The organism is Streptococcus sp. SCPM-O-B-23252 (M501) (assembly GCF_058200355.1).
In genome coordinates this window covers 278,052-301,137 of the sequence record NZ_JBYQGS010000001.1, presented here as the reverse complement: position 1 = coordinate 301,137, position 23,086 = coordinate 278,052, and the positions used below count along the sequence as shown (strand labels likewise).

The window sequence follows — 23,086 nt, the reverse complement described above, 5'->3', positions numbered from 1 at the left end:
AAAAAAATCAGGGAAACTCCCTGATTTGATGTTCTTATTCTTGACCTTTTGTCGCTTGCTCATCTTCATCGACTAGGTCACTGACCTCAACCTTCACCTTGGTGACACGACCATTTTTTACCTTATCGTTTGTAAGGATCAGATGCTTCTTCATACTGTCTACTTCAAAACTCAAGCGTTCCTTGTGACCTGGAATCCGTCCGACACCAGTCAGGTAGTAGCCTGCAATGGTATCCACATCATCACTTTCCAACTTCACATCAAAATACTCATTGAAGTCATTTAGGGTCACAATCCCCTGCACAATATAGAGGTTGGGTTCAATTTCAAATACGTCATTTTCAGCCTTATCGGTCTCATCATCAATTTCACCGACGATTTCCTCAAGAAGGTCCTCCAAGGTTACCAGACCAGCCATTCCTCCATACTCATCAAGCAAAATGGCCATCTGATTTTGTGTATTCCGGAGCTCCTTCAAAAGATCATCCACAAAGATCGTTTCCGGTACAAATAGTGGTTCCTGAAGAATCTTGCGAAGAGCGATGTTATCAAATCCATTCACAAAACCTTCATTAAGCAAACGTTTGGTATGGATCAGACCAATGACATTGTCCTTGTCATCATCATAGACAGGAATACGAGAAAAATTCTGCTTTAAGATACTTTCGATGATTTCTCTGGTATCATCTTGGATATCCACCATAAAGGCATCCGTACGAGGAACCATTAGCTCACGCGCCATCAGCTCATCTAGTGAAAAGACTCCTTGCAACATTTCAATCTCGTCAGCATCCAGACTTGTTTCACTCTTAGCTAGCATATAGGCAATCTCATCCCGTGACATCTCTTCGTCTGCATCATCGAATTGCATAGGGGTCAGACGACTGACCAGATTGGTTGATGCCGATAAGAGCCAGACAAAGGGGCTAACGATTTTTCCTAGTAAAATCACAATTGGAGCCGTTCGAATAGCCAAACTATCTTTCAGATTCATGGCAATACGCTTCGGATATAACTCACCAAATACAATTGAAATATAGGTCAGAAAAGCCAGTGAGAGGAAGCTAGCTATCGCACGTGCTGTCTCCGTATTTCCCATCCAAGAAGCGATTACTTTCCCAAGATCATCAGCTAGGCTTGCCCCAGATAAGATAGTAATCAAGGTGATACCAACCTGAATCGTAGATAAAAAGTGGTTGGGATTTTCCAATACCTTTAAGAGACGAATATATTTCTTATCACCTTCCTCAGCCTTTTGCTCTACGCGAGAACGGTTCAGCGATACCATTGACATCTCCGTTGCAGAGAAAAATGCATTTAATAAGGTCAATACAAATAGTAAAACAAATTGCAGTATTAAATCCTGACTGCCAGGGTCTTCCATGGATATTCTCCTCAATGTATAGTAATAATGCCCATTATATCATATTTTTTAAAATGATGCATAGTCGCAAAAATTTCCCTCCTAAAAGAGGAGGGAACGCTCAGTTATACTCCATAACGTGTAAAATCATAAAAGAGTACATTCAGTTTTTCTACAAGTTCCAAAAGGGTCAAACTACTTGTACAAATAAATTTTTTCCCTTTGATATTCGGAATCATAAAGTTGGCAACAATGACATCATATTCGGTATGCTCTAGTTCATGAAGATTAAAGTCATGCTTTATGACCTGTGAAAACTCAAAGTTATCCGTACAATAGAATTTTAAGAAATCAATCATGGACTTAGCATGATGGTCATCGTATCGGCTAATGATTAAGACTTTGACAGCTGTCCGTCTCCTTAATAGTTGAGGCAATAGATTTTCCCAATGTGAAAATACGGTATAAATCTGATGCTTGAGGTTTTCAGGATTTTCATGAAAGCCCATCTCTTTGAGATAGTGATACAAACCAGTTTCAACATCCTGATAAAATTTAGGGAAGAGGGTTCGATAATCCTCATTGGTATAACTCTTGGTATCATAGAGAAGAAATTCACCAAAGATTTCACGCCGCTCCAAATAGGCAGTGTTGTGAATATGCATGATCATCTCTTCATAATTCTCAAGTTCTAACCCATAAGATTCACTCAGGTGATCAAGAAATTGAGAGGCTAAAATATAGGATTTTTTTGTAACAGCATCTTCCTCAGTAGCGTCGATTAAATCCTGTGGGGTAAAATAGAAGCGTTTCTGTAGGAAGATAATAAAGAGCTGTTCAATGGTTTCTTCATTAAATTCTACACCCAGCTGCAAACCAAAATAACGAAGCATCTCATTGATTTTTGGGAGCTCTTGATAGAGATAGGCGTATTGTTCAAAATTATTGGCCCCTTCAATTCGATAACCTTGCTTAATCCGGTATAGGTAGACCGTCAGCATAATTTTATAGGAATGGAAGATCGAATAAGTCAGTGGGATTTCTGTCAATTTATAGAAGAAGGTGATGAAATCAATAATGACTTGCTCTCTGATATCTGGAAATGGCCACTCTAAATAATAATACCGCTCTGCAAAATACTGGGAATAGAAAAATCGAATATCGACCTCGTCCCCCACAACATTTAGAGGATTCAAGGTGATTCGAATATTGTACTTTTCCTGAATAATTTGGTTGATATTTCGAATCAAGCGATAAAATGATTGCTGGCTGAGATCATACCGTCTACAAATTAAGTCACTGGAAACATCCTTATGGAAGAACAAGTATTCCAAGAGGGAGAAAGCTGTAGATTCTTTAAAGAAGTGATGATAGACCACCTCAATCCCAATCGAATCGTCATAGCTAATCTTAATACCATTTGTCGAAGATTCAATCAAAAATTCATTAAAGACCGTCCGTAAATTTGAAAGATCCTCCTTTAATGACCGCTCTGTACAATCTAACATTTCAGCGAGTTCCTTCAAATGAAACCAGCGCTTTTCACGAATTAATGTTTCTAGCAAACGCATTTGGCGTCGCTGCTTTTTGGCAAGCAATTCTATCATCTTATAGAAACTCCTTGATTTTGTATCATTACTAATTCATTATAACATATTTTCTTAAAGGAAAGCTAAAACTTTAAGATTCAAGTACTCAGCCTATCCTTTCTAGGTCCATACTCAAAAAGGAATGGTCACCCATTCCCTTCTCGTTTATTCTGTTAGGATTTATTGATGATTCCATACTCTTCTTGCTTGCGCTGTTCCTTTGTCTTTTTATGATTTTCATACAAGGCCACGAGGAATTTCACGATCTCTTTACCGATCGAATAGACCGGAATCGCCACAACCATCCCAATCACACCATAGATGTTACTGGATAAGAGCAAGAGGACCATGATGGTAATGGGATGCACCTTCATCACCCCTCCCACAATCCGAGGGTAGAGGATATTTCCGTCAATCTGTTGGACGATGAGCATGAAGATAACCGCTTTGATCATCATATTGAAATCCGTGAAGGCATAGGTAACCACCATAGGAATCAAGCCAATCGTCGGTCCAATGTAAGGAATGAGGTTAGCCAAGGCTGAGAAAATGGCAAAGACCAAGGCATACTTCAAACCGATAAAACTGTAGCCAATAAAGGCTAAAGTCCCGATGATTAAAGCATCGATAGAAATACCACTAATATAGCGAGAAACTGTTTGGTTGAGACTCACTAAGAGAGAGGTAATATTCCGCCGGTCATTTTTTAGGATTGTCCGCTCTAACATCGGAAGTAACTTCTTCCCATCAATTAAGAAGTAAACCAGGAATATCGGTGTCATCACCAGAATGAAGAGTGTATTGACAATCGTTGACACCACACTACCTAAACTATTGGTCACACTGTTTAAGATATTTTGTAGAATATCCACATAAGATAGGTTTAGTTGCTGAATGGTTGATTGAATATTGATACTCTGAAAGGCTGGATTCTTTGATAACTTCGTTACAAAACTTTGCACTTCCCAATACAAGCCTTGGGTTGAATTAATCAAGCTTGTCAACTGGTTGATCAAAATAGGCAAGATATAAACAATCCCATAAATAATCAATCCAAAAAGGGTTACCAAGGTTAATAGAATGCCCAAAATTCGATTCAGATGAAATTTCTTTTCCAAAAATTCTACGATTGGATTGGTGATATAGTACAAGAAACCAGCAATCAAAAATGGAAGAATAATGGTATTCAGAACGGATACAAAGGGAGAGATCAGGCTTCCCATACTTCCCCAAATATAGAATATAATCGTTAATAATAGGACTTCACAGGTCCAGAAAAATAATTTACTTTTATGAAACATCCCTTTCCTCCTATCTGCTATTTTATCATATTTATGGTAAAATAGAGAATATTTTTATGAAGGTTAAAAAGATGAAAGAAAGCTTAATTGAACTGAAAGACGTCACTCTCAGAAAAGAAGGAAAAAATCTCCTTTCCCGTTTGAATTGGACCGTCAATAAGGGGGAAACCTGGGCCATCCTTGGACTGAATGGTGCTGGCAAATCGACCCTACTCCGTCTCTTAATGGCGGAATATTGGAAAACGGAAGGGGAAGTTTCTGTCCTTGGAACACAATTTGGCCAAGGAGGGATTCCTGAACTCCGCAAGCGAATCGGAGTGGTCAGCTCCTTTATTTCTGAGCGCATCCCTGAATCTCTATCCCCAGAAGAAATCGTCCTCACTGGAAAATACAAGAGTAGCATTCTTTATACAGCTTATGGAGAAAAAGAACTCGAGGAAGCACGATCCATGTTGCGTCGCATCGGTGCTGCTTCTTTGATTGGGCGAAAATACCGGACTCTCTCTCAAGGGGAAAAACAGACGATTCTAATCGCCCGTAGTCTCATGGAAGAGCCCGATCTTCTCATCTTTGACGAAGCCTCCAGTGGGCTTGACTTATTTGCTCGGGAAGCGATCTTTCAGCTGATCCAACAGATCAAGCAGATGGAAAAGGCGCCGACCATTCTCTTTGTCACCCACCATGCAGAGGAAATCACCAAGTCCTTTAGCCATGTCCTTCTCCTCAAGGAGGGACAAAGTTTTGCCCAAGGGCCTAAGGAGGAAATTCTCACTCAAGAAACGCTATCAGCTTTCTATGGAGGAAAGGTCCAGCTGATTCCAATCGGGGAAGAACGCTATTATATCCAGCCAGAGCATTAAAAAGAACCTACTAAGATACAAAACAAAGAGATTGGGACAAGCGTCGCCAATCTCTTTTCTTTTATTAAGGCGGAAACTCACTTTTACCGATTCCGAGCATAATTGATCATGTCATAAGGAAGAGTATTGGCACTTTCTCTTAAGGAATAGTTTTCCAATTCGTTGACATTTTGGCGCATGCGACGCGCATACTTGGCCGAAATCAAGTGCTGCTCCTCATATTCGAAAATCAATTTTCTTTCTAAGTAATAGCCTCTTAGCATCTCGTCAATATTATTAGGCTTGATGCGATTGATAACCCGCTCTACAAAAGCACCACTGGTAATCAACGATGTTTCTCGCAGACGAGATTCTTGAAGGAAGGAAATCAAGGTACTCCGATAAATCCCTTTTAGGTTTTCCAAACTCTCGATAATGATTTCCGTATTGGCCAGATACAAGGCAGCAATCTGGTCATAGTCGATGGCTTCAAGCTTGTAATTCTCTCCGTTTTTCCATGCCCGAATACCGGAACCAAAGGTCACAAGCTCGTGCAACAGCAGGCGGAGCAGGCGGAAGAGCACCAAGAAATAATAGGTCAGGCGCGATGATAGATTGCGGTTGACCTTCTGCTCCATGGCCCGAAGATAACGTTGATAGACATGGTAACTTCTATCTCGAATCTTTCCTTCTTCATAAGCCTGTTCCAAACCATCATTCTCAATACTGAGTATAAGGAGTTTTAGTTGTTCCCAGTCTCTTTGGGTCGCTTTATCCTCCTGACTGAGAATCATATTTTCTATCCGCCCATGATAATTATCAATCGCAGCATAGAGAGGTCCCTTCTGCTTGGTCACCGTCAAGTCTTTCTCCAATAGCATGACGACATCATTCAAGATAGCAATATGCATCAAATGATCATTGGATTCCTCTTTGTCCTCGGATAGTTTTGGTAGGACGAGAAGTCCGATTAAGAAACTACACAAGGTGACCCCTGCTACTAAAAACAAGAGAACTGGATATTCTGCTTCTAGATGCGTCGGTATCAAGAGAATGGTCGCAATTGACACTGTTCCTTTGACCCCTGAAAAGGTCAACAAGAGGGCATCTTTTAGATACTTATCAATGGATTTTTTCAATCGGAAACCCCGATACCAGTAAAATCCATACACCATCAAAAAGCGAATCAGGAACAAGAGCCCCGTCAATAAGAGAACAGTCACAATCAAGAGCAGATTGTTGTAAAAGGGAGTCCTCAAAATTGGCTCAGAAATCATCTCCAGCTCCATCCCCAAGAGGACAAAGACAGACCCATTGAGGACAAAATTGACTGTATTCCATACCGTATGCGTGACCGTATCCACCTTGGCTTCTAGTAGGGTAATTTTCTTAAAACGACTAGCCTTTAGGATCCCAGCCACGACAACCGCAATAATCCCTGATACATGGATCTCTTCTGCGATAAAGAAGGTCAGTAAGGGGAGACTCAATTCTAAAATGAGTTCACTGGCAATATCCGTTGCCCGAACACTGAGCAGTAATTTTTGAAGCCCACGGTTGACAGCAGCTGTCACAATCCCGACCGCAAACCCTCCTAAAATAGAGATGACCAAGTCCCAACTAGCTTGGCCTAAGGAAAAGACTCCAGTGGTCCATGCAGCTAGGGCCACACGAAAGGCCACCAAGCCTGAAGCATCGTTGAGCAAGCCCTCTCCTTTTAGAATATTGGAGATTCGTTTTGGAAAGGTAAAGCGTTCCGAAAGGGAGGCAAAAGCCACCAAATCAGTCGGCCCGAGCGCTGCCCCTACTGCCATACAGGCTGCTAGTGGAATTCCTAACCACAAGAGATGGGCCAACCACCCCAAGCTAAGGGTCGAAATAAAAATAACCGGGAAGATTAAAAAGGCGATAATGCGCCAGTGCTTCAGAATCGAGGTAATGTCTGCTTCTTCTGCTTCTCGAAAGAGCAATGGTCCAATAACCAAGGCCAAAAAGAGCTCGGTATCTAAGTGGTACTCCGAATTGGGTAAGAGAAAGCCAATCCCAATCCCCAATAATATCTGGATCAAAGGGAGGGGTAAAGTCGGAATCAACTTATTGGTCGCATTGGAGACAATCAGGATCAAGGAAAAGACAATGGCGTATACAAGAATCTCCATCCCTTATCCTCCTGATCGTTGGTTACAACAGTCCTCAAAGAGTTGCTTTTGTTCTTGGATCTTTTGATCAATCTTTGTCAGATCCTTGTGCTCAATTTTCTTCTGGCAACGTTCCATTTCAAGAGAAACCAGCTTCTTCTTGATTTTGATCATCTTTTTGCTCATCCGTGCTTCATCTAAAAAACCAACGGCACGTTCATGAGAGGTGGACTCCACAAAATCGTGGCGAAGAGCATCAATTTTATTTTTTAAAAATTCTTTATCCATGACGGTAACTTTCTAATTTTTCGATCATGACCAAAAATGGGGGATGGTTGATCTGGTTCAGGGTCCGGTAAGTAGTGACCGTAAATTCTTGTTGAGGAAGTTGGGAGACAAACTCCAAGACAGCATCTTTTTCTAGGTCCCCACCCTCATGACCATAATAGATCATAATGGCTATTCGCCCTCCCTTGATCAAGCGGTGACAGAGTTTATCAATGGCTTGAATCGTTGTTTTAGGCTGGGTAATAATCGACTTGTCTGCTGAAGGAAGATAGCCTAAGTTGAAGATAGCCGCCTTGACCTGGTTTACATAGTGATCTACTTCTTCATGCCCCTTTAACAGAAGGTGGGCATTGGAAAGACCTGCTTCTTCCAAACGCTTTTGCGTATGGACCAAGGCCTGCTCTTGAATATCAAATGCATAGACTTCTTTGGCTAGTTTTGCCAAGAAAAGTGTATCATGCCCATTACCCATGGTCGCATCAACCACAGTATCTTGATCTGTAATGACCTCCCTAAGAAAATCATGGGCCATCTCTAATGGTCGCAACATGCTACTCCTCCTATTTTCCTACTTTACAACCTTGAACACTTCCACGGCGACGCATCTCAGCTTCAATGGAATTCAGAACTTCCCACTTATTGAGACTCCACATCGGTCCTATCAGCATTTCGCGTGGAGCATCTCCTGTAATCCGGTGGATGACGATCTCCTTGGGAATGATCTCCAGTTGGTCACAGATGACCGACACGTATTCCTCCTGACTCATCAATTGCAATCGCCCTTCATGGTAGTCTCGTTGCATCCGGGTATTGGTCATGAGATGGAGCAGATGCAATTTAATGCCCTGGATATCGTTGTCTGTTACACAACGGCGGACATTCTCCACCATCATCTCATGCGTCTCCCCAGGAAGACCGTTGATTAAGTGTGAAACAATCTCTGCCTTAGGGACCTGTTGGCGAATCCGCTTCACCGTTTCCACATAGAGTTCATAGCTATGGGCTCGGTTGATCAATTCAGATGTCGTTTCATAGGTCGTCTGCAAACCCAGCTCAATAGTCACATGCATGCGCTCTGTCAATTCTGCTAGATAGGCCAACGTTTCATCCGGCAAGCAGTCTGGTCGTGTCCCGATGTTAATCCCTACGACACCCGGTTCATTGATGGCTTGCTCATAGCGCTCCCGAATGACATCGACGGATTCATGCGTATTAGTGAAATTTTGAAAATAGACCAAATACTTTTTGACATCGGGCCATTTGCGGTGCATAAAATCAATTTCTTTGTAAAACTGATCCCGAATAGGGGCATCTGGAGCTACGATGGCGTCCCCAGAGCCAGAAACTGTACAAAAAGTACAGCCCCCACGAGCAACAGTTCCATCACGATTGGGACAGTCAAAGCCCGCATCGATTGGGACTTTGAAGGTCTTTTCTCCAAATAAGGTTCGGTAATAATCATTTAAGGTCGTATAGGATTTCATACCCCTCATTATAGCAAAAAAGCAGAGTGAACTCAAAGTTGAGTCTCCTCTGCTTTCCATTTGTATTTCTTAAGATCCACACAACCGTTGGATTTGCATTCCACCCCTTCTGCCCAGAGAAGCGTGCCTTGCTCTTCCCAATCAGGAGCCAGGCGACCAGTAGAGGTCACGACCCGATGACAGGGATAGGTCACAGCTTTAGTAGAAGTGGCCAAGACCTTGCCGACCTGGCGAGCATGGCGAGGATAGCCAATGAGTTGGGCAATTTGACCATAGGTGGCCACACATCCCAGGGGAATCTGAGCAACGACTTTTAGGACCTTTTCTTCAAATAAATCGTTCATGCTTTACTTCTGCTTACTCTTAAAGCGCCATTCAAAACGCAAACGGTCGTAATAAGGAAAGACCATTTGCAAAAGACCAAATCCCAAAAGCATACTTCCTGTGACGTCTGTCGGGTAATGAACCCCAACATAGACACGAGATACAACGATGGTCGCCATACAAAGGAAGAGGGCAAGCTGAGCTAGGACTTTCCCAACTTGAGAGGTCATCCGTTGCCCTACCACAATGATCAAACTACCGAAGACCAGGGTGGCTGCCAAGGAGTGGCCACTTGGAAAAGAATAGCCCCCTTCTTGGACCAAATGTTGAAGTGCTGGTCGTGGGCGTAAATAGATGTGTTTCAGGATTACCACGAGTAATCCAGTTGTAACCAAACTCCCGGTGAGGAGGAGGGCCTCCGTATACCATTTCTTCCAGACAAAGAAGAGGACAATGACGCCAACCCAGGATGCAACAACGGGTGTGTTCATCAGCACTGTTACACGGGTAAAGAAGGCTGTCAAATAGGCTGGTAAATCCCCGCGAATAGCCGATTGAATCGGTTGATCGATTCCGACTAAATTTTCCGGATAAAATTTGACTACATAGCCCAGAATCATAAATAACAAAAGGGCAAAAGAGCCCTTTAAAAAATGAGATTGTTTATTTTTCATAGATTTTAAGTAGGGGCTGTACGACGGTATATACCATCCAGAAGGTTACAGCCCAAATCAGTCCTTCTATTAGATTAAAGGGAACAACCATACTGAGAAGATACTTTTCAACTCCGACCATCTTTGCGATGTCAAAACCAACAAATTTGGCATAGAGAGGGATGGCATAATAGTAATTGACCAGCAGCATGGAAATGGTTAAACCAATGGTCCCAACTAGACTAGCAATTACAAACCGAACCTGACTTTTCTTCTTATTCCAAATGACTGCAAATGCTAAGACAAAGACTAAAACACCAATGATATTAATCGGTAAGCCCACCAAGGTCTCAGCTCCTCGACCATTCAGAACTAACTTGAGAACAGATCGAATCAAAATCACCACAAATGAGCTCTTCAAATCTAACAAAACTAAGGCGAGTAAGATTGGAATCGTACTAAAGTCAACCTTTAAAAAATCAATCCCTATTGATAGTTGATAAAACATCAATAGAAAAGAAAGTGCAGATAAAACAGCCACTAGGGTCAGTTTACGAGTATTTGTCATCATAGGTTCCTCCAATTTTTACTAAAATTAGAAGAAGTTGGAAAGATTCCCTTCCCCATATTCTATTCGAATCGTTTTAAAGAAAACTTAAAAAGTTCCTTGGTACTTGACTAAAGAAGTCAGGATGCTATAAGAAAAAAGCTCGAAGACTAATTACTTATAAAATCAAGAACAGTTCCATCAAGTCAATCGTCAATAAAAACAGGTTTGTTCCTCTCTCGTCTTCTCCCATCCAGACTATACTGTCGGTTGTGGAATCGCACCACATCAGCTTACGCTCGCGGACTTCTTTAAGGAAGAGGAAATAGATATTTTTCTTTTAGACGAGGCGCCAAGCTGTAGACATAACTTATAGTTAGGCAAAGCTTGGCAACAAAGTATAAAAGGAAAAGAGCATTTCCACTTTAAAGTCACCGCCGGTCGGGAATTACACCCTGCCCTGAAGACCCCTTTATCATAACAAAAAACACCTGCTATTGCAAGTGCTTTGTAATATAGAAAGTTACAACTTGATCCCTTTTGCAAAGAGCCTCTACTTCAACTTGTCTCCCTCATACTGATGGACCAGTTCTAATCCAGTAAATTCTTGTTGTCTAAGGGCTTCGTAGACAATCATGCAAACGGTATTGGAGACATTCAAGCTTCTGACATGTTCATCATTCATCGGAATCCGAATCGCCTTTTCAGCATTGAGTCGCATAAAATCCTCTGGTAGACCCTTGTCCTCACGACCAAAGATGAAATAATGTTCTACATTATCATTGTAGGCTACTTCCGAATAGGTTCGATCAGCAAATTTTGAGACTAGGTGAACCTTTCCTCCAGCCGCAGCTTCCATAAATTCATCTAGGCTGTCATAGAAGCGAACATCCAACTTATCCCAATAATCTAGTCCAGCCCGTTTCATCTTTCGATCATCAATGGGAAAGGCCATAGGACGGATGATGTGGAGAGGGGCATTGGTGGCTGCACAAGTGCGAGCGATATTGCCTGTATTTTGAGGAATTTGAGGTTGATAGAGAACTACATGGTTTTTTGATTTTGTTTCTGTATAAGCTAATTTTTCAATATTCATCACAATCTCTTTTCCGACAAAAAAATAGCCACACTGCCCGGAGTCAAGCTCAGCAAACAGCGTGGTTACGACTTCATTAACTTAACTCACAACAGGTTTGAGGTAAATCAATGAGGTTACTGTATCAGTATACCACTTTCATCCCTCCTGTCAACTATTTCGACAAAAAAATTTCACTTTTTTACATTCTCTTTCATGTATTGAAGAGACTCTGGCTCTTTATGCCTTATTTCCACCATTAAGAGGTGATTTTTTTTTGAAAATAGAGTAAGATAGAATCATACTTTGGAGGAAATATTCATGAAAATTATTGTAGTTGGAGGCGGTAAAGTCGGAACAGCCCTCTGTCGTTCCCTCGTCGCAGAAAATCACGATGTGATTTTGATTGAACAAGATGAAGCCGTTGTTAATCATATTACCAAACGCTACGATATCATTGGTATTGTTGGAAATGGTGCCAATTTTAAAATTCTAGAACAAGCAGATGTGGCTGACTGCGACATTTTTGTCGCCCTGACAGAGCAAGACGAAGTCAATATGGTATCTGCCGTTTTGGCTAAGAAAATGGGAGCCAAAGAGACCGTTGTCCGCGTCCGGAATCCAGAATACTCAAATTCTTATTTCAAAGAAAAAAATATTCTTGGATTCTCTCTAGTCGTCAATCCTGAGCTTCTAGCAGCTCGCTACATTGCTAACAGTATTGACTTTCCAAACGCCTTGTCTGTTGAGCATTTTGCTAGTGGACGGGTCGCTTTTATGGAATTTATAATCAAAGAGGAAAGCCCTCTCTGTCAGATGACCCTTTCTCAATTCAGGAAGAAATATGGAAACATTATTATCTGTGCTATCGAACGACAAGGTCAGTTAACGATTCCAGATGGGGACTTCACTTTACAAGCCTTTGATAAGATTTTTATGACGGGAAATCGAGTGGAAATTGTGAATTTCCACAATAGCATTCGTCCTCAGGTTGTTAAAAGTCTCCTCCTCATTGGTGCTGGTAAGATTTCCTACTATCTTCTGAATATTCTTAGTAATAATAAACGAAAAATCGACTTAAAAGTGATTGAAATCGATCAAAAACGGGCAGAATGGTTTAGTCAAGAATTCCCTGACCTCTATGTCATCCAAGGCGACGGGACATCAAAAGATATCCTAATGGAGGAACGCGCAGGTAACTTTGATGCCGTGGCAACCTTAACGGGCGTCGACGAAGAAAACATTATCTCTTCCATGTTCCTGAATAGTATTGGTGTACAAAAGAATATTACCAAGGTCAACCGGACCAGCTTACTTGAAATCATTGATCGCCAAGATTTTTCAAGTATTGTGACACCGAAAGGAATCGCAGTTGATACGATCATGCATTTCATCCGCGGACGCTACAATGCCCGTTATTCAAATCTTGAAGCCTTGCACCACGTCGCCAATGGCCAAATTGAAACTCTTCAATTCCAGATTCGGGAAGAAAACAAGATGACAGGCAAGCCTTTGGCTCAACTGAAATTGAAAAAAGGTGTTCTGATCGCGGCCATTATCCGAAACGGGAAAGCCATTTTCCCAACTGGGGATGATCACCTCTTGATTGGGGACCGAATTATCGTTACCACCTTAATCAGCAATATCACGAAAATCTATGATTTGTTAGAGGGGTAAGCTATGAATAAAAGTATGATTCGCTATCTTTTAGCAAAACTCCTTTTGATTGAAGCCATGCTGCTCTGTGTTCCGATTGTGGTTGCACTCCTCAATCTAAAGAATGATTTTGTTGTGAAAGATAGTCCAACTGTCTTTATCTCCCTATTTGCTACCATTGCCATCCTCCTCATCCTTGGAGGAATTGGTACCTTATTCAAGCCCAAAGATTTTCACATCTACGCCAAAGAAGGCGTTCTCATTGTGGCTTTGTGTTGGATCCTCTGGTCCTTCTTCGGAGCCCTTCCCTTTGTCTTCTCAGGACAAATCCCAAACATTATTGATGCCTTTTTCGAGATTAGCTCTGGTTTTACGACCACAGGGGCGACTATTTTAAATGACGTCTCTGTTCTCAGCCCTTCTCTTCTCTTCTGGCGTAGTTTTACCCACTTAATCGGAGGGATGGGGGTGCTGGTTTTTGCCCTAGCAATTATGGACAACAATAAGAACGGCCACCTCGAAGTGATGAAGGCAGAAGTTCCTGGCCCAGTATTTGGGAAAATTGTATCCAAACTCAAGAATACAGCTCAAATCCTTTATTACCTCTATCTGGCCCTCTTCTTCCTCTTTGTCATTATCTACTTCTGTGCTGGCATGCCCCTGTATGATAGTTTTATCATTGCCATGGGAACAGCAGGAACTGGTGGATTCACTGTCTTTAACGACGGGATTGCCCACTACCATTCAACTCTCATCACCTATCTGGTCAGTTTCGGAGTCTTGGTCTTTGGGGTTAACTTCAACCTTTACTACTACATCATGCTTCGCAAGTTCAAAGCCTTTTTCGGCGATGAAGAACTTCGTACCTATTTGATGATTGTCGGTGTTTCTTCCCTACTGATTGCCTGCAACATTTTGCATCTCTATCACAATTTTGCAGATAGTTTTGAAATGTCCTTTTTCCAAGTGTCCAACGTCATTACCACGACTGGATTTGGTTTTGGCAATACTGTTGATTGGCCGCTCTTTTCTCAGTTCCTCCTCCTCATGCTCATGGTGATTGGTGGATCGGCTGGGTCAACTGCCGGGGGGCTGAAAGTCATTCGTTTCTTAATTCTAGCTCGAATCGGGAAGAATCAAATTCGTTCGACCCTCTCACCCAATCGGGTGATGACCCTGCATGTGAATGGCACAGCCTTGGATAAGGATACCCAGCACAAAATCTTAAAATACTTCGTAGTCTATACCTTGATTATGATCTCTCTCATTGCGATTGTCAGCTTTGATAGCAATAATTTTATGACGGTCGTCAGCGCTGTCTTTAGTTGCTTTAACAATATCGGACCGATGATTGGAACAACGGATACCTTTGCTATCTTTAGCCCAATCTCTAAGCTCTTACTATCGATCGCCATGATTGCAGGACGGTTGGAAATCTACCCTATGTTACTGCTCTTTATGCCACGCACTTGGTCAGACCGCTAAAAAAACAAAAGAGGCTGGGACAAAAGTCCTAGCCTCTTTATTGTCTTTGGATTGTCGAGCAAGACGCAGTGGTTGTGTGGGCTCTACTACGCTGATTTCATCAGCTTTTACAGCCCTACTCAACTGTGCGGAGGTGGGACGACGAAATCGAATTCTAACCAATGACCGATTTCTGTCCCACTCTCTTTTTCTTTGCTCTGAGTGAGACTTTTGATTAAAGTATGTTCGATCTTAATTTTTGCCTTTCTCTTCCTCTTCTAGGTGGCTTTTCAGACTGAAATGATCTGGAACTGGATCCACTCCCGTCTTGCTCCAGGGATGGCAACGGAGAATTCGAGCAAGCCCCATCAGAATCCCTTTTAAACCATGCCGTTCAATAGCCTGAATCATATAGTTGGAACAGGTAGGATTATAGCGACAGGAAGGCGGAAAGAGGGGCGAAAGAAAGCGTTGATAGAGACGAACAAGTCCGATTGCACATTTCTTCATTATTTTTTCGTCTTTGTCACCGCAAGAGTATGCAATTGGCTGATTTCTTTTTTATTGAGTCGGCGGTATTCACCAGGGCGAAGTCCAGAAACGTCTAGATTTCCAAATTGGGTCCGAGACAATTTATCCACCAAAAGGCCAACAGCTTCAAACATCTTCTTGACCTGGTGATTGCGCCCTTCATGGATAGTCAATTGGACAACTGAGCGATTCTTTTCTGGGTCAACTTTTAGAATTTCATAAGTTGCTGGCTTGGTTTTTTTCCCATCAATGGTCACACCACGTGTCAAAGGACGCAAGTTTTCTTTATTCGCCAATCCCTTCACACGCGCAACATAAACCTTATCAATCTCATTACGCGGATGGATCATTTCATCCGTAAAATCACCATCATTGGTCAAAATCAGGACACCTGAAGTATCCCAGTCCAAACGACCGACAGGATAAATCCGTTCCTTGACTTGCGGTAATAAATCAATAACAGTTGGTCTCCCTTTATCGTCTGATACACTGGAAATGACACCTCTTGGTTTATTTAAGAGATAGTAAACCTTCTCTTCGTTGTAGATCGGTTGACCTTCTACTTCTACCTTGTCTCCAGACTTGATCGTCGTCGCCAATTCACGGACCACTTGACCATTTACAGTGACAAGGCCTTGCTTAATCAATTCCTCTGCTTTGCGGCGGCTTGCGACACCAGCATGAGCAATATATTTGTTAATTCTCATCAATTTCCTCAGTTCTTTCTGTAAATAATTGGCTTTCTTGACCGATTAACTCAGTCTCTTCAACAATTGGTAGCTCGTCTAAGTGGTTAATCCCCATGTAATCCAAAAAGTAATCTGTCGTCACATAGAGATTGGGTCTCCCAATGACTTCTTTCTTCCCATCTTCTCGAATCAACTCAAAAGAAAGTAATTTTGAAATAGCCCCACTAGAGTTCACTCCACGAATATCATCGACTTCAATCCGAGTAATCGGCTGTTTATAAGCAATGATAGACAGAGTTTCTAAGGCAGCACGAGAGAGACTTTGATTCATTGGTGACTTTGAATACTCGCGTAACAGCTCTGCATATTGGGACTTGGTCACTAATTTATAGGTTGACGCTGTCTCCAACAAAGCCATACTAGAATCCTGATCCTGCTCATACTTTTGGGCCATTTTTTCTAAACTTTGAATCACCCCTGTGGGAGGAAGGGATAGGAGGTCTGCAATCTGCCTCACCGTTAAACCATCTTCTCCTGCAACAAACAAGAGAGCCTCCATCTCTGCAATTTTACTCATTCTTTAATCCTACTAAAATAATATCTCCAAATGGTTCGTCTTGAAGAGCCTCAACTTCTTGTACTTTAATCAACTCCAAAGTTGCCAAAAAGACAGTAATCAGTTCGTTCACATCCTTGGCTTCTTCAAAAATATCTTGGAGCAAGATTCTCTTGCCAGGCTGACACAAGCGACGAACCTCATTCATCAGGTCTTCAATTTTATACTCATCTCGAACAATGGTCGTATGATTTTGTCGAAATTCTTCCTTCTTTTTCGTCAACAATTTTGAAAAGGCTAAGAAAAGATCAATCGTGGTCTTATCATGGACCAATTCTGCATCATCATAGACTAATTCCGTTTTGGGTTTTGAAAAGTACTGGGCTCTCTCCTCGTGTTGAAGGGCCATCTTTTCACCCAATAATTTAAACTTCCGGTACTCTTCGATTTGAGACAGGAGGTCCTGTTCTAAATCTTCTTCATCAGCTACTTGCTCCGCAATTTTTGGAAGGAGACGCCGACTCTTAATCAAGGTCAACTGACTGGCCATCAGCATGTATTCACCAGCGACCTCTAGGCGCATTGCTTGAAGGGTCGTCAGATAGGCCAAGTACTGCTCGATCACCTCAATCAGAGGAACCTCATAAATATCCATCTGGTATTTTGAAACGAGGTGTAAGAGAAGATCCAAGGGACCTTCAAAATCCTTTATTTTAATATCCATTACTTATACTTTTCTAAGGTTACTAGGGTTTTTAAACCTAGCTCTCGGGCGATGCTAAACAGATCCATCCCCTGTTCTCTTTGTTTTAAAATATATTGTTCCCGTAAGGATTGCGCCGAAAGATTTTCAAACCCTTTTTCCAATAGGAAAGACTCTAATTGACGGAAGCCCCACTGACGCGAATAGGCCTTGCCCTTGTTATCAAATAAATAAGTCCCAGTCATCAAATCTGTCAACTCTCCTAGAAGAGCATCCGGAATGCGCAAGACCCGTTTCTGTCCTTCTTTCCCTACTCGTAAAACCTGAAAATCGAGTTCAATATCAACGATTTTCAACTGAAGAATTTCACTAGGCAACAAGCCCATCTCGACAATCAAGAGGGCAATCAAGCGTCCTTGGGATTGGTCTGAGCCTTCCCACAAAAGGGATAAATCCAATAGCTCTTGATCGTGGCTCTTGGATACAGAGACTTTTGGAAGGACCAAGCGATGGTAATCCTCAATAACCTGATGTTGATAAAGATAAAATAGAAATTGATTGACGGCAGAAAGCTTCCGTTTTTGAACAGCTGGTTTAAAATCCTTAATCGAAGCTTGATAAATTCGAAGATTGGTATCTGAGACATGGTTATGAATCGTATCCACGAACTGATCCAAATCATAAGAATAGGCCGCCTGCGAATTTTCACTTAAGTCTTTTTCTTTGATAAAACTAGCTATGTATTCTTTCATATTTTCCTCATCTCATATTCATTTGAGAAATTGTGCATGAGGGAGTTGATGGCTTTTAAAATGGATTTTCGAGTAATGATTCCTTCAAAGACTCCATCCTCTGAAACAACCGGTAGAAAGGATTCCTCTACCAACTTATGCAAGACTTCTGTCACAGTATAATCTTTCCCTAAGCGCTCTCCATCCATTTTTGTCATATGAACGATGTCCATGGATGAAAAGACTTCATCAGAATAATCATGTTTCATTTGGTAAGAAAGAATGTCTGTTAAAGAAATCGTCCCTACGTACTTCATCTGATCGGTCACAACAGGAACACGAGTGTAGCTAATTTGACTGAGCACCAAGATGGCATGATCCACATTGTGCGTATCAATCAAGACAGCCAAATTGCGCGCTGGAGTCAAAAAAGTCTTTTCTTCTCGAAGAATAAATTCCTCAAATTCCTTAGCGATCATCGATCGAACTCCTTTGTAAGAGGTTCATAGACCTCATGTTTCCGATTTAAAAACTCAACTCGATAGGAATCTGCATCAATTTCCACTTTAGCATAGAGGCACTCTTGAATAGGCCCCCGCGGTAAACTGACTGACCCAGGGTTCAGAAAAAGGGTACGCCCCTCCTTCCAAGCATCCGGAATATGCAGATGGCCATAGAGGCAGATATCTGCATCTTCTTCCTGAGCCCACAAATCTAACTTTTGAAAACTAAAATTAATTTGGAAAAGATGGCCATGGGTTTGAATGATCCGAGTAGGACCCAATTGCGTCACCAGACGTTCAGGGTACTCCCCATAAAAGTCCATGTTCCCTTTGACAACATGAATGCCTTCCCATACAGGATCGGTACTTTCTAACTCAGAATCCCCGTTGTGAAAAATGGCATCGACCTTTCCTTTATAGTGGTTTTTGATCTCTTCTACGATCTGACGATCACCATGAGAATCACTCATGACGATGATTACTTGTTCTGCCATGCTGGGAATACCTCCACTAATTTCTTCACGGCTAAAGCTCGATGCGATTGTTGATTCTTTTCCTCTAGAGTTAGTTGGGCAGATGTCTTACCTGTTTCTCCAACTAGAAAGAGGGGATCATAGCCAAACCCGTTTTCACCTTTTGGTTCAAAATTGATATATCCTGGCCAATCCGCCTCAACAACCAGGCTTTCCTTACCAGGACTGGCAACGACTAAGGTTGTGTGAAATTTAGCTGACCGATCCTTCAATTCAAACACCATCGCCAGCTCATGTAAGAGCTTGGCATTGTTCTCTAAATCAGTCGCTCCCACACCTGCAAAGCGAGCAGACCAGACACCTGGTAAGCCCCCAAGGATGTCAACCATAAGGCCTGAATCATCCGCCAAGACCATTTTCCCTGTTAGCTGTGAAATCGTCTCAGCTTTTAGGCGGGCATTTTCTTCAAAAGTCATTCCTGTTTCAGCTACTTCTGGAAGATCAGGATAATCATTGAGATTCTCCACTTCAAAGCCCATTTGCTCAAAAATCTGACGAAACTCTTTTGTTTTTCCTTCATTCCGAGTAGCGATTAACAAGCGATCCTTGAGGCCTTCCTGGCCCAAAAAATCTGCAAGTGGAAGACCATTTTTGGGCAGATAAACGGAGAGCAATTGTTCTCCTTCTACAATGAGAAGGGCTCCTTGGCGTTGCACGATTTCAATTTTCCGGCCTAGTGTTTCCTCCACGATTTGAAAGAGGAAGGTTAAAAACTGCAAACTAGAGGCGTAACGGACAACTGTAACATTCAGCGGGAAACCCAAGTCTGTGTCTCCAACTAGTGATTCTACTAGGTCAACAAGCTCAGAAGCTTCTGAAGAGACTTCACTATATTCGTTATAGTCACTCCGCTCTCCCCATTCAGCTAGAAACCAATTTAAGGCATCTTTGTATTCATATATCTTTTGGTTCATAATTCTACATGCTCCACATGAACAACTTGCTGCAACCAAGTCTTGGCAATCGCTGCAAAACTGGCTGCATTGGCCGTTGTATAAAATTGATGGTGGCAATCCTCCAATTGACGACTGCGATTAATCTCAAAGTAGTTGAGTAAGACCGAGATATCCCGGACACACTCTGCCCCGCTATCAATTAATTGAACCTCTGGCCCCATGACATTTTGGATAATAGGGCGAAGGAGAGGATAATGGGTGCAACCCAAAACCAGCGTATCTACCTTCCCGGCAAGGGGTTTCAAGGTTTCATAGACGACTTTTTTTGTAACACTGGACTGCAACTCATTGGATTCAACCAAAGGGACAAATTTCGGACAAGCTAAACTCTCTACTGCCATTTCTGGTGACAGGCTTTGAATCTTCTTACGATAAATATCTGAGGCGACTGTCATCGGTGTCCCAATTACGCCAATTCGTTTGCTTCTCGTCGCCTTGATCGCTGCGGAAGCACCTGGTAAAATCACTCCTAAAACAGGGATATCCAAGGCTTCTTTTACCTCTTCCCATACAACAGCTGTCGCTGTATTACAGGCCAAAACAATCATCTTCACATTTTTCGTTAGGAGAAAACGAACCATCTCCCAAGTATAATCACGAATTTGATCTGCTGGTCTCGGGCCGTAGGGTGCTCTGGCGGAATCACCAATATAGACGACCTCTTCATGGGGTAGTTGTCGCATCAATTCGCGTACAACGGTTAACCCTCCGACACCCGAATCCAAAAAACCAATTGGTCGATTGTCCATCTGCCTTCCTTTCAAAACAAGGGACTAAGAAAAATCTTAAAGTCCCCCTACTTATTTTATTGTGTAATCAGTCTTGCTTTTATTTCTTCTTCGTATTCAAAGATGCTTTTTGTTGGTTCAAAATTTGACGGTAAACCTGTTGTACCTTCGCTTCACTTGGACGTTGACCGCTAGCTCCCAATAAGGTACGAACCGCTTCAACATTCAAACGTGGGTTTGATGCAAATTCTTTTTCAAACTGCTTGCGAAGTAGGTACATACCTGCCAACATCCCACCAAAGAAAGCAAGGATAATCAATAAAATTGTCAAAAATGTAGACATAAGTGTTTTTCTCCTAAATTCAATATTTACACATTTTCTATTATACCAAAAAGGCCCTATTTTTCAAAGTCAAAGCCATACAATGTTGCAAAGTAATCCTCTGGTTTTTCGGCCCGTCGGATGAGACGAGTTTGGCCCGATTCTTCTAATAAAATCTCGGCAGAGCGAAGCTTGGCATTGTACTGATAGCCCATGGAATAACCATGCGCTCCTGTATCATGGATGACCAAGAGATCCCCAATCTCAGAGATAGGAAATTCCCGATTCTTGGCAAATTTGTCATTGTTTTCACACAAACTACCAACAATGTCGACTACTTCTGTCTCACCTTCTGGACGATCGAGATTGGTGATATGGTGGTAGGCCCCGTACATAGCAGGACGGAGGAGGTTGACAGCCGAAGCATCTACTCCTAGATAGGTCCGATAAGTCTGCTTCTTATGGGTGACATGGGTGACTAACAAGCCATGTGGTGCCAACATGAAGCGGCCTAATTCCGTATAGATTTTCACTTGATCTAAACCAGCAGGAATTAAAATAGCCTCGTAAGCACGACGGACACCCTCTCCAATCACAGCGATGTCATTCGGCTGGTCTTCTGGTTTGTAGTTCACTCCAACCCCTCCAGAAAGGTTGACAAAATCCAAAGTCACCCCTGTCTTTTCAACAACTTCTACAGCCAACTGGAATAATTGCTTAGCCAATTCTGGATAGTAATCATTAGAGACGGTATTCGAAGCCAAGAGGGCATGGATTCCAAAGCGCTTAACCCCCAAGTCTTTTAACTCACGGAAGGCTTGGATCAATTGCTCCTTGGTCATGCCGAACTTAGCCTCCTCAGGGTGATCCATGATATCCGTTCCCAGTTCAAACACCCCTCCTGGATTATAGCGGCAAGAGATAACCTCCGGTAGAGTCGCAACTGACTGTAAAAAAGCTACATCTTCGTAGGCATCCAAGTTGATAGTCGCTCCTAGTTGACGAGCAAAAACCATCTCTTCAGCCGGCGTATTGTTGGAGGAAAACATGATCTCTTGACCTGTAAATCCTAATTTTTGTGCCATCAGCAACTCCACATAGCTAGCACAGTCCACGCCACAGCCTTCTTCTTTGAGGATTTTTAGGATGGCTGGATTCGGGGTCGCTTTGATAGCGAAATACTCCTTAAATCCTGGATTCCAAGAAAAAGCTTGATGGAGGGCACGGGCTGTCTGCCGGATACCAGCTTCATCATATAGGTGAAAGGGAGTTGGATAGGTTTCCGTAATTTGTTTTAATTTCTCTCTGCTAATAAATGGACGTTTCATGTGAAGCTTCTCTTTCTATCAATTTTCTTTAGTATATCACAAGTTTTCCAACAAAAAAAGCCGGTTCCCCGGCTCTTTTTCTTAATCGTTGCGTCCAAAAATACGTAGAATATTGATGAACAAGTTGATGAAATCAAGATAGAGTTCCAAAGCCAAAGCAACAACCCATCCATTGATTGGCTGACCATTGGATTGTTCATAGACATAACGAATCTTTTGGTTATCCCAAGCAGTCAAACCTGCAAAGATAATCACACAAAGAATGCTAAGGACATAATCCATACCAGAGCTTTGTAAGAAAATGTTCGCAATCGAAGCAATGATAATTCCAATCAAGGCTCCCATAAATGCTCGGCCCATTCCAGACAAGTCTTTTTTGGTCACACGACCAATGGCTGACATGATAAAGAACATCAAGGCACTAACGACGAAGGCTTTATAAACTGTCGCTTGAGCATAGCGTGCAATGATAAAACTCAAGGTAAACCCATTCAAAGCTGAATAAGTTAAAAAGAGAGGCAAGGCCATAGGATTGTTTTTCACTGATTGTCTAGAAGCGACAAGGACCAAAATCAATTCAACGGCAATAGCAATATAGTAGACCCATGGAGCCTGAGTTAGTATATATATGAAGGTTTCTTGGAAAAGGGTCATCATCAAAGCTGAAACAACAGCTGAGATTCCAACTCCAACTCCAACTAGAGAATAAATTTTGCTATAAAAGCTATTAATCCCACTTTGTTCGTGGATAACGGTTTGTTGATTCATGATCAATTATTCCTTTC

General features: G+C 42.1%; 26 protein-coding genes and 1 riboswitch. Of the genes, 3 read left to right on the top strand and 23 right to left on the bottom strand.

The genetic code is table 11. The annotated features are described in order from the left end of the window. Window positions 1-34: 34 nt before the first annotated feature. The 3 genes from AC3E6G_RS01440 to AC3E6G_RS01430 form a co-directional block, all read right to left on the bottom strand. Complete coding sequence (locus AC3E6G_RS01440) at window positions 35-1,384, bottom strand: hemolysin family protein (RefSeq protein WP_023027140.1); 1,350 nt, start codon at window positions 1,382-1,384, stop codon at window positions 35-37. A gap of 104 nt (window positions 1,385-1,488) precedes the next feature. After that, window positions 1,489-2,970, bottom strand: a complete 1,482-nt coding sequence (locus AC3E6G_RS01435) for an AcpB/EbpR/MafR family transcriptional regulator (RefSeq protein ID WP_048789544.1) — start codon at window positions 2,968-2,970, stop codon at window positions 1,489-1,491. A gap of 155 nt (window positions 2,971-3,125) precedes the next feature. Continuing rightward, entirely contained in the window at window positions 3,126-4,253 is a 1,128-nt protein-coding gene (locus AC3E6G_RS01430) for an AI-2E family transporter (protein WP_048715385.1), read from the bottom strand. 56 nt (window positions 4,254-4,309) lie between these two features. Here AC3E6G_RS01430 and AC3E6G_RS01425 point away from each other — a divergent pair, with 56 nt between their 5' ends. Then, on the top strand, window positions 4,310-5,113 hold the full coding sequence (locus AC3E6G_RS01425) for an ABC transporter ATP-binding protein (RefSeq protein ID WP_048789542.1): 804 nt from the start codon (window positions 4,310-4,312) through the stop codon (window positions 5,111-5,113). Window positions 5,114-5,196: 83 nt separating this feature from the next. On the opposite strand, the gene AC3E6G_RS01420 is transcribed toward AC3E6G_RS01425, so the two are convergent. The 8 genes from AC3E6G_RS01420 to AC3E6G_RS01385 form a co-directional block, all read right to left on the bottom strand. Next, window positions 5,197-7,251: a cation:proton antiporter gene (locus AC3E6G_RS01420; RefSeq protein ID WP_048688260.1), complete on the bottom strand. Its 2,055-nt coding sequence runs from the start codon at window positions 7,249-7,251 to the stop codon at window positions 5,197-5,199. 3 nt (window positions 7,252-7,254) lie between these two features. Beyond that, the gene (locus AC3E6G_RS01415; protein WP_006595800.1) at window positions 7,255-7,518 is read right to left on the bottom strand and encodes a hypothetical protein; all 264 of its coding nucleotides are present in this window, start codon (window positions 7,516-7,518) and stop codon (window positions 7,255-7,257) included. Beyond that, a complete protein-coding gene (mnmM, locus tag AC3E6G_RS01410; RefSeq protein ID WP_061564239.1) occupies window positions 7,511-8,068 on the bottom strand; it encodes a tRNA 5-(aminomethyl)-2-thiouridylate-methyltransferase MnmM in 558 nt (185 codons plus the stop codon). Before mnmM ends, AC3E6G_RS01415 begins: the two co-directional genes overlap by 8 nt. A gap of 10 nt (window positions 8,069-8,078) precedes the next feature. Next, window positions 8,079-9,011 (bottom strand): tRNA modification radical SAM protein MnmL/YtqA, encoded by a 933-nt coding sequence (mnmL, locus tag AC3E6G_RS01405; RefSeq protein WP_125335171.1) that lies wholly within the window; start codon window positions 9,009-9,011, stop codon window positions 8,079-8,081. Window positions 9,012-9,034: 23 nt separating this feature from the next. Next, window positions 9,035-9,346 carry an MGMT family protein gene (locus tag AC3E6G_RS01400; protein ID WP_048688271.1) on the bottom strand — a complete coding sequence of 104 codons (312 nt, stop codon included), beginning with the start codon at window positions 9,344-9,346 and terminating at the stop codon, window positions 9,035-9,037. 3 nt (window positions 9,347-9,349) lie between these two features. After that, window positions 9,350-10,000 carry a phosphatase PAP2 family protein gene (locus AC3E6G_RS01395; protein WP_048688274.1) on the bottom strand — a complete coding sequence of 217 codons (651 nt, stop codon included), beginning with the start codon at window positions 9,998-10,000 and terminating at the stop codon, window positions 9,350-9,352. Further along, entirely contained in the window at window positions 9,990-10,547 is a 558-nt protein-coding gene (locus tag AC3E6G_RS01390; protein WP_490700676.1) for an ECF transporter S component, read from the bottom strand. The genes AC3E6G_RS01395 and AC3E6G_RS01390 overlap by 11 nt, the downstream gene beginning before the upstream one ends. 216 nt (window positions 10,548-10,763) lie before the next feature. Beyond that, a riboswitch (FMN riboswitch) is annotated at window positions 10,764-10,998 on the bottom strand. A gap of 81 nt (window positions 10,999-11,079) precedes the next feature. Further along, window positions 11,080-11,622: a tRNA (cytidine(34)-2'-O)-methyltransferase gene (locus AC3E6G_RS01385; RefSeq protein WP_490700283.1), complete on the bottom strand. Its 543-nt coding sequence runs from the start codon at window positions 11,620-11,622 to the stop codon at window positions 11,080-11,082. Between the two features lie 300 nt (window positions 11,623-11,922). On the opposite strand from AC3E6G_RS01385, the gene trkA reads away from it, so the two are divergent. Together trkA and AC3E6G_RS01375 are read left to right on the top strand one after the other, a co-directional pair. Further along, on the top strand, window positions 11,923-13,278 hold the full coding sequence (gene trkA / locus AC3E6G_RS01380; RefSeq protein ID WP_023024088.1) for a Trk system potassium transporter TrkA: 1,356 nt from the start codon (window positions 11,923-11,925) through the stop codon (window positions 13,276-13,278). A 3-nt stretch (window positions 13,279-13,281) separates the two neighbouring features. Further along, complete coding sequence (locus tag AC3E6G_RS01375) at window positions 13,282-14,742, top strand: TrkH family potassium uptake protein (protein WP_490700282.1); 1,461 nt, start codon at window positions 13,282-13,284, stop codon at window positions 14,740-14,742. A 231-nt stretch (window positions 14,743-14,973) separates the two neighbouring features. On the opposite strand, the gene yidD is transcribed toward AC3E6G_RS01375, so the two are convergent. From yidD to AC3E6G_RS01315, 12 genes are all read right to left on the bottom strand, one after another. Next, window positions 14,974-15,231, bottom strand: a complete 258-nt coding sequence (yidD, locus tag AC3E6G_RS01370) for a membrane protein insertion efficiency factor YidD (protein ID WP_219074573.1) — start codon at window positions 15,229-15,231, stop codon at window positions 14,974-14,976. Then, window positions 15,231-15,959, bottom strand: coding sequence for a pseudouridine synthase (locus AC3E6G_RS01365; protein WP_023024093.1), 729 nt, complete (start codon window positions 15,957-15,959; stop codon window positions 15,231-15,233). Before AC3E6G_RS01365 ends, yidD begins: the two co-directional genes overlap by 1 nt. Further along, complete coding sequence (gene scpB, locus AC3E6G_RS01360) at window positions 15,949-16,518, bottom strand: SMC-Scp complex subunit ScpB (RefSeq protein ID WP_125374417.1); 570 nt, start codon at window positions 16,516-16,518, stop codon at window positions 15,949-15,951. Before scpB ends, AC3E6G_RS01365 begins: the two co-directional genes overlap by 11 nt. After that, window positions 16,511-17,221: a segregation/condensation protein A gene (locus tag AC3E6G_RS01355; RefSeq protein WP_125374418.1), complete on the bottom strand. Its 711-nt coding sequence runs from the start codon at window positions 17,219-17,221 to the stop codon at window positions 16,511-16,513. The genes scpB and AC3E6G_RS01355 overlap by 8 nt, the downstream gene beginning before the upstream one ends. Next, window positions 17,221-17,952 (bottom strand): site-specific tyrosine recombinase XerD, encoded by a 732-nt coding sequence (xerD, locus tag AC3E6G_RS01350; protein WP_219074576.1) that lies wholly within the window; start codon window positions 17,950-17,952, stop codon window positions 17,221-17,223. The genes AC3E6G_RS01355 and xerD overlap by 1 nt, the downstream gene beginning before the upstream one ends. Next, window positions 17,949-18,410, bottom strand: a complete 462-nt coding sequence (gene cbpB / locus AC3E6G_RS01345) for a cyclic-di-AMP-binding protein CbpB (RefSeq protein ID WP_219074577.1) — start codon at window positions 18,408-18,410, stop codon at window positions 17,949-17,951. The genes xerD and cbpB overlap by 4 nt, the downstream gene beginning before the upstream one ends. Beyond that, entirely contained in the window at window positions 18,407-18,928 is a 522-nt protein-coding gene (locus AC3E6G_RS01340) for a metallophosphoesterase (protein WP_048688308.1), read from the bottom strand. Before AC3E6G_RS01340 ends, cbpB begins: the two co-directional genes overlap by 4 nt. Beyond that, window positions 18,913-19,881 carry a nucleoside-triphosphate diphosphatase gene (locus AC3E6G_RS01335; RefSeq protein ID WP_490700281.1) on the bottom strand — a complete coding sequence of 323 codons (969 nt, stop codon included), beginning with the start codon at window positions 19,879-19,881 and terminating at the stop codon, window positions 18,913-18,915. Before AC3E6G_RS01335 ends, AC3E6G_RS01340 begins: the two co-directional genes overlap by 16 nt. After that, window positions 19,878-20,672 carry a glutamate racemase gene (gene racE / locus AC3E6G_RS01330; protein WP_023027153.1) on the bottom strand — a complete coding sequence of 265 codons (795 nt, stop codon included), beginning with the start codon at window positions 20,670-20,672 and terminating at the stop codon, window positions 19,878-19,880. The genes AC3E6G_RS01335 and racE overlap by 4 nt, the downstream gene beginning before the upstream one ends. Before the next feature lie 79 nt (window positions 20,673-20,751). After that, complete coding sequence (locus AC3E6G_RS01325; protein WP_006595782.1) at window positions 20,752-20,994, bottom strand: YneF family protein; 243 nt, start codon at window positions 20,992-20,994, stop codon at window positions 20,752-20,754. A 56-nt stretch (window positions 20,995-21,050) separates the two neighbouring features. Then, window positions 21,051-22,301 (bottom strand): diaminopimelate decarboxylase, encoded by a 1,251-nt coding sequence (locus AC3E6G_RS01320; protein ID WP_490700280.1) that lies wholly within the window; start codon window positions 22,299-22,301, stop codon window positions 21,051-21,053. Between the two features lie 81 nt (window positions 22,302-22,382). Beyond that, window positions 22,383-23,069 carry a Bax inhibitor-1/YccA family protein gene (locus AC3E6G_RS01315; protein ID WP_490700279.1) on the bottom strand — a complete coding sequence of 229 codons (687 nt, stop codon included), beginning with the start codon at window positions 23,067-23,069 and terminating at the stop codon, window positions 22,383-22,385. Window positions 23,070-23,086 lie beyond the last annotated feature (17 nt).